Here is a 14,124-nt window from a genome sequence, read left to right on the forward strand (position 1 = left end):
CATACTGACCGCTATTGTTATTTTGCTGATTTGTTGAGTAGACGAGTTTGTAGGGCAGTCGCCGTTGCGAAAATCTTTTGATAACCCTGTGGAAGAATACGTTGAATCACATCAATGGCTTTCGCATCGGCTCCAATAAGTAAGCGGCGGCGGTCTTTACGAACAGCCTCTAAAATTTGTTGAGCGGCATCATCGGCTGGAGTGCGAAGTAATTTATCGAAAGCATCCTGACTTTTTAGGGGGTCCATTCCTAAAGACTGAACGCTATTATTCATTCGGGCAGCTTTGGCAATATTGGTACGAATACCACCCGGATGCACACAGGTTGCACTCACCCCAGCGTTTTGCATATCGAGTTCTTGGCGTAGAGACTCGGTAAAGCCACGAACGGCAAATTTACTGGCGTTATAAGCACTTTGGGTCGGTTGAGCTGTTAAGCCAAACATGCTGGAAATATTAATAATATGCCCATCACCACTTTGTTTTAAGTAAGGCAAAAATTCTTTGGTGCCATAAACCACGCCCCAAAAATTAATACCAATCAGCCATTCAAGGTCTTCATAGCTCACACCTTCAGCCGTGCTACCAATTGCGACACCGGCATTGTTAAAAATTAAATTAACTTGACCATGCTCATCTACAACGGCTTTTGCCCAAGTCGCAATCTCATCACGTTTAGCGACATCAACTTTTTGAGTGGTCACTTTGACGGAATAGGGCGCTAACAGCTCGGCTGTTTTAGCTAGACCTGTTTCACTGATATCGGAAAGCGCCAGATGGCAACCTTGTTTGGCCAGTGCAATAGCAAGTGCTTGTCCAATCCCAGAACCTGCACCTGTTACAGCTGCGACTTTATTTTTAAAAGACTTCATAAAATTCTCCTTTTATTTTTCTCATTTCCTATGGTGAAGCTTTATTAAGAAATAGCCGAAACTTGAGTGTAATTTTCAATATCGAAGCGGCGAGTACGTTGACGATATTCAAGGGTAAAACCTGGCCAGTTATTGGTATTTTTGCCATCAGCAGTTTGATACCAACTGGTACAACCTTGTGCCCAGACAGTTTTTTTCATTTTTTCTTGGATGCTTTGATTAAACTCATGTTGAATTTCGGCACGAATATTGGTGAACAAGATTTTGTTTTGTAAGGTTGTTTGAATGGCATCTAAAATATAATTCACTTGGCTTTCAATCATATACACAATTGAGTTGTGCCCAAGATTGGTGTTTGGACCATAAAGCATAAAGAAGTTTGGAAAGCCGCTCACAGTTAAACCGAGATAAGCTTCTGCACCATCTTTCCAAGTGTCTTTTAAGGTGCGACCATCCAGACCAGTAATCTGCATGGGTGCCATAAATTCCGTTGCGGCAAAGCCTGTACCATAAATAATGGTATCGACTTCACGTAGCTTTCCTTCCGTATCTAAAATGCCGTTTTCGGTAATTTCTTGAATGCCCGTATGAATGACATCGACATGAGGCTGAGTCAGCGTTTCATACCAATGATTCGAAATTAGAATACGTTTACAACCAATTGGATAATCCGGCATTAAACGGTGTCGTAATTTCGGGTCTTTAACAACTTTACGAATGTGGCGCTGAAATAAATATTCCACCAAAGGCATTTCATTCAGTGAGGTGGTAAAGGCCAGCAAACGAATTTCATGATGACCATATTGAAAAGCCCGATCCAGACTTTGCAAAATCGGAAGTTTACGAAAAGCCTTTTTCTCTAAAGGCTGGTAAACGCGATCTGGTTTTGGAATCACATAAGGCGCTGAACGTTGGTAAACATCAAGGTGTGCCACTTGTTTGGCAATTTCGGGTACGAACTGAATTGCGCTTGCACCTGTACCAATCACAGCAACACGTTTACCAGTTAAGTCATAATCATGATCCCAACGCGCTGAGTGAAAGGCTTTACCTTTAAAGTTTTCAATACCTTTAAGTTTTGGGTAGGCAGGGCGGTTGAGCTGACCCACGGCACCGACTAGAAATTCAGCTTCAAACTGTTCACCAGTCGTACTTTGAATGTGCCATACACCTTGTAGGGCATCAAATTCGGCACTGGCTATTTCAGTATTAAATTGAACATGCGGACGAATCTCATATTTGTCGGCACAGTGGCGTAAATATTGATAAATCTCTTGAGATGTCCCGTAGCGATTTTTCCAGCCGAGTTCTTGCTCAAAAGAAAAGGAATACAGATGAGAAGGCACATCACATGCAGCACCCGGATAGGTATTGTCACGCCATACACCGCCGACATCGGCAGCTTTTTCAAATAGAGTGAATTGTTCAAAACCTGCTTGTTTGAGTCGAATAGCTAAACCTAAGCCACCGAAACCAGTGCCTATAATGGCGATACGTACATTTTTATTTGAATTAGACGTCGAATTAAACATAGGCTGCTCTAAAATCCTTAAAAACAGTGGGCGAAAAAATCGCAATTTCCTGTATGCAGCATAATCGTTTATTTACTTGATTTAGAGGATGGATGAGGACAAAATATTGTGATTCGAGGACATTCTGGATAGTACAGTGACGTACGCTTGGGCATTTGAACGTAGCATACATAGTGTTCGACTCATGGCTGATTTTGCAGCGGAAGCAGGTATTCCTTATCAAGTGATTTTGAAAGGTACAGGGCTTAGCCAACAACAATTACTTGACCCTCATATGGTGGTAACCGGCCATCAAGAATTACAGCTCATTCATAACTTGGTTGAGCAGTTTGATGATCGGCCTGCATTGGGCCTAGAAGTGGGTGCGCGCTATCATTTCACCACATTTGGGCCATTAGGTATGGCGCTCATGAGTAGTGCTAGCATTCGTGAAGCACTTGATTTTGCACTGACCTATTTTTCATTAACCTTTGCCTTTACCCGTTTTGATGTATCCGAGACGCCAAAGGGAGTACGCATTGAAATTGATGAGCAAGATATTCCATCATCAGTGCGTCAATTTATTATCGAACGCGATTCAGCCGCTCTGATTACGGTGCAACGCGACCTTGTACAAGATAATTTTTGCCAATATTTAGCTTTTTCTTTTCAGCCTAAGGGTGATGCCGAGCCATATCAAAATTTGTTTGGTGTAATGCCAGAGTTTGGTGCAGCTAAAAGCTTTGTGCTTCTTGATCCGCAAAAAGTAGACCAAAAGCTACTTATGGCAAATGATCTGGTGTTGCACACCGCCGAAGAGCAATGTCGACAAATATTAGAGAAACGCCAATCACAAAATAAATTTACAACCTTAGTGCAACAGCAGTTGATGAGTGTACGTGGGGAAATGCCTTCTATGGAAATAGTCGCAGATCGATTGCACTTAAATGTCCGAACTTTGCGCCGTCACTTGGCATCAGAGGGAATGACTTTTATTCAAATTCGTGAAGAAGTGAGACAAGTTCTAGCTGAACAATATTTGGCTTTGCCTAAAGTTTCTGTGGAACAAATTGCAGAGTGGTTAGGTTATGCCGAGCCTGCCAGTTTTATTCACGCTTATAAACGATGGCATGGGAAAACACCTCATGCCATGCGATTAGACAACCACTAATTTATACTTTTATTTTTTTAAACGCAGATGCAATAAACGGGTCGCCGAGGTATGGCGTATATTGTCGGCACGCGCATTAAAATATCGTTCAGTAATGGCTTCACCCGATAAGTCTTCCACGACTTCAAAGCCCATTTCGTTAACAGCATGGTGTAGATCTGAAGGTTTAAATTGACCCAATAAAGGTTCTTTGAGCAAGTGGGTAAACTGTGCGACACCCATACTTCCAAGTCGCTCAATCCCGGTTAATTCCTGAAAATCGGTCGAATAGTCGAGTACAACCTCACTCCCGTTTGCAGCAAATTCAGCAATACTTTTTAAAGTTTGCAGGGTGGTTTGCGGGTTTAAATAGTGAGTTGTTCCTAACCATGAAAAAAATGCAGGAGCAGATTGATCATAGAGACTTTTGGTCAGAGCTTCTGAAATAGATTCTTTTTCAAAGTTAATAGAAACAAATTCAACAGTAGAGGGGAGTTCACCTAGCTTTTTGAGCTTTGCTTGTTTAGCCGCTTGAGTATCAGGATGATCTACTTCAAAAATTTTTAAAGTTGGGTAATGCTGTGACTCACGTAGTACAAAAGAGTCTAAACCCGCCCCAACCAAAACATATTGGTAAATGTTGTATTGAACAGCCTGATCCAGTAAATCTTCGGCATAACGGGAACGTCCGACGACTTGTCCAGTAAGCAAACCTAAAGTACGGTTTAAAACTGCTGAATTCATGACTTTAACAATAAATGGTGTAGATAAAAGTTGTTTCCAACCTTTGCTGGTCAGTTCAAAAGCATAAGGGTCTGAAAATACGGGGTTCTTTGTATTTTGAAAATGATTGGCTCGTAATGCAGCAGCAGCTTCGGCGGTGCGACTTGATTGACCTTCTTTCATCTTTATCCTGTTTTTTTATTTCTTGAAGATATTCAACGAAGAAGGCAGTGTATTTCATGAAAATCTAAAATACACTGCCCATTCCTTACAACTGATTTGGTCAAAATTACAAATTAATGTGTTTTTGACGTTTGGTAAGTCACTTCATAATCTTTCAAATCTAGTTTTTTCAAACGTTGTTTAAGCTTTTTCAGTGACCAAGGCCATGCAGCGAAGTTGCGACCGTTTGCGTCAAGATAATAGCTCTTACAACCGCCGCTATTAAATACGGTTGTTTGTAAGTGTTTTTGTACCAAGTCGTTGTGCTTTTTAATCACATCCGACTTGACGTTTAGTTTGCTAATTCCTTTGTTTTTAATTTTCAACAAGCCATCTACAATGTAGTCGAGCTGTGCTTCTGCCAAACCAATAAACGAGTCATACACCAGTACGTTTGGCCCTAAAACTAAGAATGCATTCGGTACATTTTCAATGTTGGTTCCTAAGTAAGCTTCTGGTGAAGTGTTTTTCCATAAGTCATTTAAACGTTGACCTTTTTCATTAAACACACGTTTACCAATGGGTGGGTGAGACACTTCAAAACCTGTACCCCAAATAATCACATCAACTTCGTGACGTTCACCATTGGCAGCAACCACTGTATTGCCTTCTACTTTCACCAAGCCATGAGGGATCAGGGTTGTATTTGGGGCTTGTAGTGCAGGATAGTAATTGTTGGCAAACAAAATACGTTTACAGCCAATATCAAAGTTTGGCGTGACGTTTTTACGTAGCACAGGGTCTGTAATTTGAAGTTTAAGTAATTGCTTACCGAGTACATTTACTGGTTTTAGCGCAAGAGGATTACGTAAACCAAAGTTAATCGCATTCAGCGTTAACGCTACACTTTTACGCCAGCTCGCCTGAATAGAGGGATACTTTGCAATCACAGATTTACTCAATTCACCCAAGTCCGTATCCGGTTTAGGCAATACCCATGGTGCCGTACGCTGGAATACAAAAAGCTCTTTGGCTTTAGGTTGAATTTGTGGCACAAACTGGATGGCAGATGCACCTGTACCAATCACGGCAATGCGCTTACCAGTTAAGTCATAATCATGGTTCCATTTCGCTGAATGGAACATTTCACCTGTAAAAGTTTCTAGGCCTTCAAGACGTGGAATTTGAGCTTCGGTAATTGGACCTGTGGCAAAAATAACGGTTTTAGATAAATATTGACCAGTAGTGGTATCAAGTACCCATACATGACGTGAGTCGTCCCATGCTGCGTTGAGTAGTTCATTATTAAACTCAATTTTAGACATGATATTAAATTCATTACTCACATCTTCTAAGTAACTTAAGATTTCAGGTTGGCGTGCAAATAAATGACTCCATTTTGCACTTGGTGCAAATGAGTAAGAATAAAGAGCCGATGGCACATCACAACCACAACCCGGATAGGTATTTTCACGCCATGTTCCGCCGACACGTGCTGCTTTTTCTATAATTTTATAGTTGGTATAACCCACTTGATCGAGACGAATAGCAGCAGCGATTCCTGAAATGCCAGCGCCCACAATAAAAGTATCGAAAATGTGGCTAGGTGAATTGACAGCTTTTTTTGCTGAAGCATTTGTTTTCATTTGCGCAGTCATATATGTACTACCTATAAATTTCTTATTTAAATAATTTGTACGATGTACCAAGGAACTTGGTATACAAGCTTGGAGATGCACGTTTCATGAGCCAGAATAACTTCGCATCAATTTGAGGAATGGTATACAACTCATCCTGATCAAGACGGTTAAGGGTTAATCTTGCGACATCATCACTTGTTGTCATGGCATAGTTCATCAGTGCATGATCTGCTAGTTTTGAATAGCGACCCGGAATACGGCCATTTTTAATGATATTGGTCGGAACCAAAGTTGGGCAGAGCACATTCACTTTAATGTTAAATTTGTGAAGCTCAGCAGAAAGTGTTTCTGAAAGTGCACGGACACCTGCTTTAGTCACGTTATAAGCGGTCATTTCTGGAGCAGCAGTATATGAGGCTGCAGATGCGACATTAATAATCGCGCCATAACCTAGTTTTTTAAACTTAGGAACAAATGCATGACAGCCATGAATTACTCCCCAAAGGTTAATGTTCATGACCCAGTTCCAGTCTTCTAGGGTGAGTTCATCAAATTTGCCACCCAAACCTACACCAGCATTATTAATAACAAGAGTCACAGGGTGCCCAAGTAAGATTTCAGCAGTTTCAGCTAGATGATTAACTTGTTCTGCATTGCCTACATCACAACGCATAGCAAAAGCTTTTGCACCTTCTTGTTCAAGAAGTTTTACAGTTTCTTCAGCAGCTTCCAAATTAATATCTGCACACACTACGCTGCTACCACGTTTTGCCAGTTCAATTGCAAAACTTCGACCAATTCCACTGCCTGCACCCGTCACTACGGCATAAGCTTTTTGGCTTGGTTTAACTTTCTTTTTGCCAAATAAAATCATGATTCATCCCTAAATAGCTTGAAGAGATACCAGCTATCTTTTGATAGCTGGAAATGCAGGACGATTAAGACATGCGTACTGGAGGGGTTAATTCTTTAACAAAGTAAGGCGCAATTGCACCGCCTTCGCTCAGTAATTTGTTTTTGTAATACTCAAGATATTCAGTTGTATCATGATCATTTGGATGAAAGTCTGGGCGTAAGTAGTCAAGAATTTGACCAATCGTACTTCCGAATACACCGTCTTTAGGGCCAAAGATTAAACCCACACCACGACCAGCATCTTTCCAGAACTTTCGAGTGAGCATCTCTTGCGGCTTTCTTAAAACAGGTACAAATAATGTAGTCGCAGGAATTAAACCTAAAATGGTAAATAGCGCAAGGAAGAAGCCCGATGCACGTAGTGGATAGCTGCCATTTAAGAGTTGATAAACATCATAGGCAATATCTTTATGTTCGGACTCTTCAAGCATGTGCCACATCCATAGTGCACGGCTTTTTGCATCGTCTGAATAATAGAAGTTCTTTTCGTGCTTCATCATGTATTCAGCAAGTACAGCGGTAAAATGCTCAATACCCGCCATCATCGATAATTTGAGGGGTTGAGGGAACTTTAAGAAAACATATTTAAAGAAGTTCGAGCCAAGAAAACGATATAGCGCAACAGGGTATTCAGTATCTTGAAGAGCATCGTTATATTCATTATGTAATTTAGAATGAATGGCTTCTTGACCAATCAGTGAAGTAACGCGCTGTTTCAATATTGGGTCTTGAATAAAGTCACGGTGATGGCGAGCGGTTTCAATCACCAGATCTTCACCATAAGTTAAAAAGACCGAAAGTGTGGCAAAAAACATCGTGGCAAATTGATTGTCCATATAAAATCTGACGTCAATTTCTTTGCCATCAAAACCAATATTTAAGTGGCGAATAGGAATAGAGTTTTTGCTAGCAAAGTCCGGTAACTCGATTTCACGGTGAAATTTAAGTTTGTTTAATGATTTTTTAACTGTGGTCGAGATCATGGCGATACCCTGAGACAAAGTAGTGGTGCATTTTGATGAAAATCAATCAATTCAATCATCAGCAAAGCACTGTAAAATCCATTTTCAAATACAGATGATTCTCTGCATTGACTACGGTGTTGTTGCTCCGTTATTTGTTTGATTATTTGGCTGAATAACGGAAAGAAGAGTTGATCTAGACGAGAGTCGTCTAATGACTCTTCTTTAATTTTTTCATGTTAATCTGACTTTATGTTCGGATTCAATTCGGGTAACTTTTCAAGTTTTTAAAGTTTCGATTTCGCATTTTTATAAAATAAATGAGGAATAATAAAACCTATTAATATATTGATTTTTATATTAATTATATGATTTTCTTTAGGGTTGTAGTTTCAATAATAAAAGGACTGATAAATATGTTTAGCTGTAGGTTTAAGGAAATTATTTTATAAAATTTGACAAGTATTCGGATTTTATTTTTTTATTAGAGTAGGGCCAGATTACATGCTAATCTGAGTTTATGTTCGGATTATTTATAAGAAAACATGTCAACCCGAAAACCCCGTCAGGCACGCGCCAAAGTCACTGTCGACACGATAATTGAAGCTGGTTTTATCGCTGTGGCACTTCATGGGCCAAGTGGCACGACCACACGCCACATTGCAGAAATTGCAGGGGTGAGTGTCGGGTCTTTATATGAATATTTTAAAAATAAAGAAGAAATTTATGATGCGATGAATCATTTTTTTGTTCGGGAAATTCTGGATATGATTACAGAGCTTACACCGACTATTTTACAGTTGGAGTTAGAGCCTGTCATTGAAATGATTTTTTATACATTTAGTGATTTATTAAAGAAAAATAATGACCGATATTTAACGGTTTTACGTTATGCAGGTGAGCTACAATACGATAAATATATTCCAAAAATTGAACAGGCTTTAATGGAAGTCATCATGAAATATATGATGCATAATCCTAAATATCTAAAAATTAATAATTTACCTGTCATTACTTATATTTGTATTAATAGCGGTATTTTTAACGTAGCAAGGCATCTGATTTTACCCAACCCATTTATTAGTTTTGATGAAATGGTGCAGGGGCTAACCACTATGATTATGAGTTATATCAATACTGAAATGGCAAAATCGGAAGACCAGTCGTAAGTTTTTGATGATTAATGTACATAAAAAAACACCTGCGTATATCTCTACGCAGGTGTTTTGTTGATTATGGCATGGTTGGAACTTCTTCCGGACGCATATTAAAAATCAAAATTTCAGCGTTGTCACCATTCGTAAATGATAACTTGCCTCCATCACGAATACGCGCAGCATCACCTGTGTTAAAGGTTTTACCGTTTACATCAATACGGCCTTTTGCCACATGGAGGTAAACATAGCGTCCTTCTGGAATTGTGAACTCTGCTGTTTCTTCACCATCAAAAAGACCTGAATAAATATTAATGTCTTGTTTGATCGATAAAGTTTTTTCGCCACCTTTTGGTGAAATCATCAAGTGCAATTTACCGCGTTTGTCTTCCTCGGAAATATGCAATTGTTGATAGCCCGGTGTGGTATTCACTTCGTTTGGAACAACCCAAATTTGCAAGAAATGAACATTTTCTTGAGCAGAGTGGTTAAATTCACTATGAGCAACACCACGACCTGCGCTCATTAATTGAATATCACCCGGCACAATAACCGAACCTGTACCCATTGAGTCTTTATGTTCTAAAGCACCTTCTAGCACATAGGAAATAATTTCCATGTTGCGGTGAGGGTGAGTACCAAAGCCTTTTGATGGCGCAACAGTATCGTCATTAATCACAAGCAAATCTGAAAAGCCTACTTGTTTCGGGTCCCAATAATTTGCAAATGAAAACGTGTGTTTTGACTGTAACCAGCCATGATGTGCTGCACCACGCTCATGAGATAAACGCATATCAAACATGATTTATTCTCCTCAATCCAATTTTTTTTCTCTGAGTGCAGTTTATCGTTTGCGTTTATGCAATGAAGCTCTAAAAACAGAAAGCTTGGTGTGATTTTTGGAACGATGATATGTAAGTGTGAAATAGTTGAAATTATAGGCATAATATCTCAGATATTATCATTTTAAGACATTTTTAAATCATTTTAGGACATGTGTATTTTTAGATAAATAAATATGAATAATCATAAGTTATATAACTTATTTGAAATAATCAAAAAATATTTTAGTTGGCAAAAAGTTTCAATGCGGGTTGGCTTTTTTTGTCCTTGTTTGGGTGATACATCAAGCGCACTATTTAATTTAATTTAATTTAATTTAATTTGATTTGGTGAACTTAACAGCGTTTAAGTTCATAAAACATGGCAAGGCAGATGTATTCGAGCAAATGTTTGTTCTAGAGCAGTTAAAGATTGCAAGAAATAATCTAAAGACAACTTTACCTGTTTGATTCGACGCTGCCTTGTATTTAACAAATTTTATAGGGTGTCGAAAATGGTCGCTCAAGCTATCCGAAATATTATTTCTCCTCAATCAGTGATTGCTCGCTATCAAAAGATAGACTTCTCTAATAAAGGATCTATCCCAATCCGCCATTTAAATATCGGATTTGATGGCAAAGAAATTGATATCGAGTTTTACGTCAACAACCAATTCGCTACTTTGTTTTTCGCCACACTATCGGTGTTTTTAACGTATGGTGAGGATCTGGTTATAGAAACCGCTCGTCACCACCGTGAATTTATTCAAGACCCGATTTTAAAACAGCGCGTTACTTCACTGATTGGCCAAGAGGCTATTCATTCTAAATTGCACAATGAATTTAATGATGCAATTAAAGAACTGGAATATCCGGTCGACTTGTATCGTTTCTTAGGCGAAAACTTCTTTAAATATGTTTTTTTAAAATTTCCTCAACCATTAAAGCTTTCGCTCATGGCAGGTATTGAGCATTTTACGGCAGTACTTGCTGAATACATGATGAAGCATGAAAAGAATTTTTATTATACCGATGATGCAAAAAGCCGTGCTTTATGGATGTGGCATATGCTCGAAGAGTCTGAACATAAAGACATTGCCTATGATGTTTATCAGGTTCTAAACGGTAACTATCCTTTGCGTGCATCTGGTTTTCTTATGGCTTTTATCACGATTTTAGGACTTATTCCGGCAGCAACGTTATTGGTACCCGTACTACGTAAACCGCAAGAGATGTTGACTAGAAAATTCTGGAAAGACGCTCGTCGTGGGGTCAGCTTAATTTTTAGTCCAAAAGACGGAGTATTTGGCAGTACCCTCGGCCAGATTTTTGATTATTTACGTCCCAATTTCCATCCAAATGATCATGATACAACTGAATATCTTGAGTATTACAAAAACAAATTATTGAACGAAGGTGGAGCAATCGCACCTTATTTCGTAAAGGAATTTACTCCCTCAGTTCGTGTAGTTTCATAAAACTGCTGGTCATGGCGGTAATAGCAAAATTACTGCCGTTTCCCTAAATTTTTTAGGATTTACTATGATTCTATTTGGTAAGAAAGACCAGCCGAGTCGAAATGCATATGCAGTTGTGACAGGTGCAGGCAGTGGAATTGGTCGAAGTTTTGCGATTGAACTGGCAAAGCGTGGTGGCAGTATTGTCTGTGCAGATATTAATTTAGAAGCTGCACAAGAAACCGTAAAGTTAGTTGAACAGTTTGGACAAAAAGCATTTGCCGTACAGTGTGATGTTGGACAAGCCGAACAAGTACAAGCTTTGGCTGATCAAGCTGAACAGTTACTTGAGCATCCAGTAACGCTCATCATTAACAATGCCGGTGTAGGTTTAGGTGGCAAATTTGATGAAATGAGTCTGGAAGACTGGAAGTGGTGTATGCATGTAAATCTATGGGGAGTTATTCATGGGTGCCATGCATTTGTGCCAAAGCTCAAAAAACTAGGTTACGGCGCAATAATTAATGTTGCTTCTGCGGCCTCATATACCGCTGCTCCAGAAATGAGTGTCTATAACGTAACGAAAGCTGGTGTATTAGCATTATCAGAAACGCTTTCAGCCGAGCTTCGCAAATTTAATATTAAAGTGAATGTACTCTGCCCAACTTTGGTTCCGACCAATATTATTAAAAATGGCCGTATTCCGGGTCGTTATTCAAAACTAGCTGACCATGCACTCATGAACTATGCCATGACCACCAGTGATGCAGTAGCCAATCTCACATTGAACCGATTAGATCGAGGTCAGCTCTATACCACACCACAGATCGACGCCAAATTATTCTGGCTTATGAAAAGAACGTCTCCAACTCTATATGCAAAGTTCCTCGGGCTTTCTTATCAGTTATTTAAATAAAATTTTGTATAGGCAGAAAAATTATGGTCACTAAACCTAGAATAAATACACGTACCCGTAAAAACCAAGAAGTTGCACATATTTACGATACTTTTATAGTCGGTGCAGGTATCTCAGGAATAGCTGCTGCCATTAAGTTAAATGAAGCTGGTTTAACTAACTTTAAGATTATAGAAAAAGCAGCACGTGTCGGTGGAACATGGCGTGAAAATACCTATCCGGGTTGTGGTTGTGATGTGCCATCAGCTCTTTATTCTTACTCATTTGCACCAAGTGCAAAATGGAGTCATTTATTTGCACGCCAACCAGAAATCTTAAGTTACTTGGAAGACGTAAGCCGCGAGTTTGATATTGAGTCTTCTATTGAATTTAATACCGAACTATTAAAAGCTGAGTGGGATGACCTGCAACATGTCTGGAAACTAGAAACAAGCTCTGGCTTATATAAAGCTAAAACTGTTTTATTCGCTACTGGTCCAATTACCGAAGCTCAAATTCCACGTCTTGAAGGTTTGGAAACATTTACAGGTGAGATGTTCCATTCAGCCAAATGGAACCATGATTATGACTTAACTGGTAAGCGCATTGCCGTGATTGGTACGGGTGCATCTGCCATTCAGTTTGTTCCACAAATTCAGCCTCAAGCTAAAGAGCTTTTTGTATTCCAGCGTACGGCGCCATGGGTATTGCCAAAACCAGATACAGACTTGGGTGAATTGAGTAAATCTGTGATTGCAAAGTATCCCTCTATTCAGGCCACTTGGCGACAAGCTGTAGCGAGAACCTTAAATGTCATTAATTTTGGTCTACGAAATCCCAAAGCATTAAAACCTGTTAATTTTGCTGCGAAACAACTTTTAAAGTTGCAAATTAAAGACCCAGTTTTACGTCAAAACGTCACGCCGAATTTTGATATTGGCTGTAAACGTATTTTATTTGCCAACAATTACTATCCAGCTTTACAAGCACCAAATACGACGCTTATTCCACATGGTCTAGTCAAAGTTGAAGGTAATACAGTAGTTGCTGCTAACGGTGAACGTCACGAAGTTGATGTAATTATTTGGGGCACGGGTTTTGAAGTATCTCACCCGCCAATTGGTAAACGTGTGTTTAATGAAAAAGGGGAATGCTTAGCTGAACTTTGGAAAGATTCATCACCAGAAGCTTACTTAGGAACTAATATTGAAAACGTACCCAATGCATTTCTTATGTTAGGACCAAACGTATTGGTTTATGACTCGTTTATTGGTTTAGCAGAAGCACAGTTGCAATACATTGTAGATGGTTTACTCCAAATGAAGGCAAAAGGGATTGCTAAACTTTCCGTTAAGTCAGATGTGATTAAAAAGCATAATGACTTGGTGCAAAAACACCTGCAAACGACTGTATTTAATAGTGGGGGATGTAAAAGCTACTACCTCGATGCCAATGGTCGTAACTTTGCCGCATGGCCTTGGTCACTGAAAAAGCTTAGAGAGCGCTTACATCATTTAAAATTAGATGAATATGAGGTGATTTTTGAGACAGATTTGATAAAAACTAAATCGAAAATCGAAGAAGTCGCTGGTTAATTAATTTATAAAGCCCATTTTTATTTATTAAGATGGGCTTTTTATTTTGAAGTGATTTAAGAAATAAATGAAAATTCAATCAATCTTATAATGAAGTTAAAGTAAAAAATAAATTTAAATATACTTAAAAATAAAATTCGGCCAAGTACTATATATAAGTTTTACGTAAAATAATATAGTTATTTTTAAAAATGATTTTTTAAGTGAAAAGTTTTCTTTTTAATCAAATTTTAAATTGCAAAGTAAGAATCACTTTTTATATCAATA

At 38.9% G+C, this 14,124-nt stretch carries 12 protein-coding genes; 5 read left to right on the plus strand and 7 right to left on the minus strand.

Going from position 1 to position 14,124, the window contains the following annotated elements; translation table 11 throughout:
- Nucleotides 1-17: 17 nt before the first annotated feature.
- Entirely contained in the window at nt 18-872 is an 855-nt protein-coding gene (locus tag ABLB96_RS08250) for an SDR family oxidoreductase (RefSeq protein WP_348896742.1), read from the minus strand.
- A 44-nt stretch (nt 873-916) separates the two neighbouring features.
- Nucleotides 917-2,404, minus strand: a complete 1,488-nt coding sequence (locus tag ABLB96_RS08255; RefSeq protein ID WP_348896741.1) for an NAD(P)/FAD-dependent oxidoreductase — start codon at nt 2,402-2,404, stop codon at nt 917-919.
- Nucleotides 2,405-2,540: 136 nt separating this feature from the next.
- Here ABLB96_RS08255 and ABLB96_RS08260 point away from each other — a divergent pair, with 136 nt between their 5' ends.
- Complete coding sequence (locus ABLB96_RS08260; RefSeq protein WP_348896740.1) at nt 2,541-3,554, plus strand: AraC family transcriptional regulator; 1,014 nt, start codon at nt 2,541-2,543, stop codon at nt 3,552-3,554.
- A 9-nt stretch (nt 3,555-3,563) separates the two neighbouring features.
- Here the strand turns inward: ABLB96_RS08260 and ABLB96_RS08265 are convergent, their stop codons facing one another.
- The 4 genes from ABLB96_RS08265 to ABLB96_RS08280 all read right to left on the minus strand — a co-directional run bounded on the left by ABLB96_RS08265 (nt 3,564) and on the right by ABLB96_RS08280 (nt 7,956).
- Nucleotides 3,564-4,439, minus strand: coding sequence for a class I SAM-dependent methyltransferase (locus ABLB96_RS08265; RefSeq protein ID WP_348896739.1), 876 nt, complete (start codon nt 4,437-4,439; stop codon nt 3,564-3,566).
- Between the two features lie 113 nt (nt 4,440-4,552).
- Entirely contained in the window at nt 4,553-6,076 is a 1,524-nt protein-coding gene (locus ABLB96_RS08270; RefSeq protein WP_348896738.1) for an NAD(P)/FAD-dependent oxidoreductase, read from the minus strand.
- 22 nt (nt 6,077-6,098) lie between these two features.
- Complete coding sequence (locus ABLB96_RS08275; RefSeq protein WP_348896737.1) at nt 6,099-6,932, minus strand: SDR family NAD(P)-dependent oxidoreductase; 834 nt, start codon at nt 6,930-6,932, stop codon at nt 6,099-6,101.
- A 64-nt stretch (nt 6,933-6,996) separates the two neighbouring features.
- Entirely contained in the window at nt 6,997-7,956 is a 960-nt protein-coding gene (locus ABLB96_RS08280; RefSeq protein WP_348896736.1) for a metal-dependent hydrolase, read from the minus strand.
- A gap of 524 nt (nt 7,957-8,480) precedes the next feature.
- Between ABLB96_RS08280 and ABLB96_RS08285 the strand changes: the two genes are divergently transcribed.
- Nucleotides 8,481-9,104, plus strand: a complete 624-nt coding sequence (locus ABLB96_RS08285) for a TetR/AcrR family transcriptional regulator (protein WP_348896735.1) — start codon at nt 8,481-8,483, stop codon at nt 9,102-9,104.
- A gap of 64 nt (nt 9,105-9,168) precedes the next feature.
- Here ABLB96_RS08285 and ABLB96_RS08290 read toward each other — a convergent pair whose 3' ends face one another.
- Nucleotides 9,169-9,891, minus strand: coding sequence for a pirin family protein (locus ABLB96_RS08290; protein WP_348896734.1), 723 nt, complete (start codon nt 9,889-9,891; stop codon nt 9,169-9,171).
- 534 nt (nt 9,892-10,425) lie between these two features.
- Here ABLB96_RS08290 and ABLB96_RS08295 point away from each other — a divergent pair.
- The 3 genes from ABLB96_RS08295 to ABLB96_RS08305 all read left to right on the plus strand — a co-directional run bounded on the left by ABLB96_RS08295 (nt 10,426) and on the right by ABLB96_RS08305 (nt 13,857).
- A complete protein-coding gene (locus tag ABLB96_RS08295; protein WP_348896733.1) occupies nt 10,426-11,388 on the plus strand; it encodes a metal-dependent hydrolase in 963 nt (320 codons plus the stop codon).
- Between the two features lie 64 nt (nt 11,389-11,452).
- Nucleotides 11,453-12,283 (plus strand): SDR family NAD(P)-dependent oxidoreductase, encoded by an 831-nt coding sequence (locus ABLB96_RS08300; RefSeq protein ID WP_348896732.1) that lies wholly within the window; start codon nt 11,453-11,455, stop codon nt 12,281-12,283.
- Nucleotides 12,284-12,306: 23 nt separating this feature from the next.
- A complete protein-coding gene (locus ABLB96_RS08305) occupies nt 12,307-13,857 on the plus strand; it encodes an NAD(P)/FAD-dependent oxidoreductase (RefSeq protein WP_348896731.1) in 1,551 nt (516 codons plus the stop codon).
- Nucleotides 13,858-14,124 lie beyond the last annotated feature (267 nt).

This window comes from Acinetobacter sp. XH1741 (genome assembly GCF_041021895.1).
In the GTDB taxonomy this organism is placed as follows: Bacteria; Pseudomonadota; Gammaproteobacteria; order Pseudomonadales; family Moraxellaceae; genus Acinetobacter.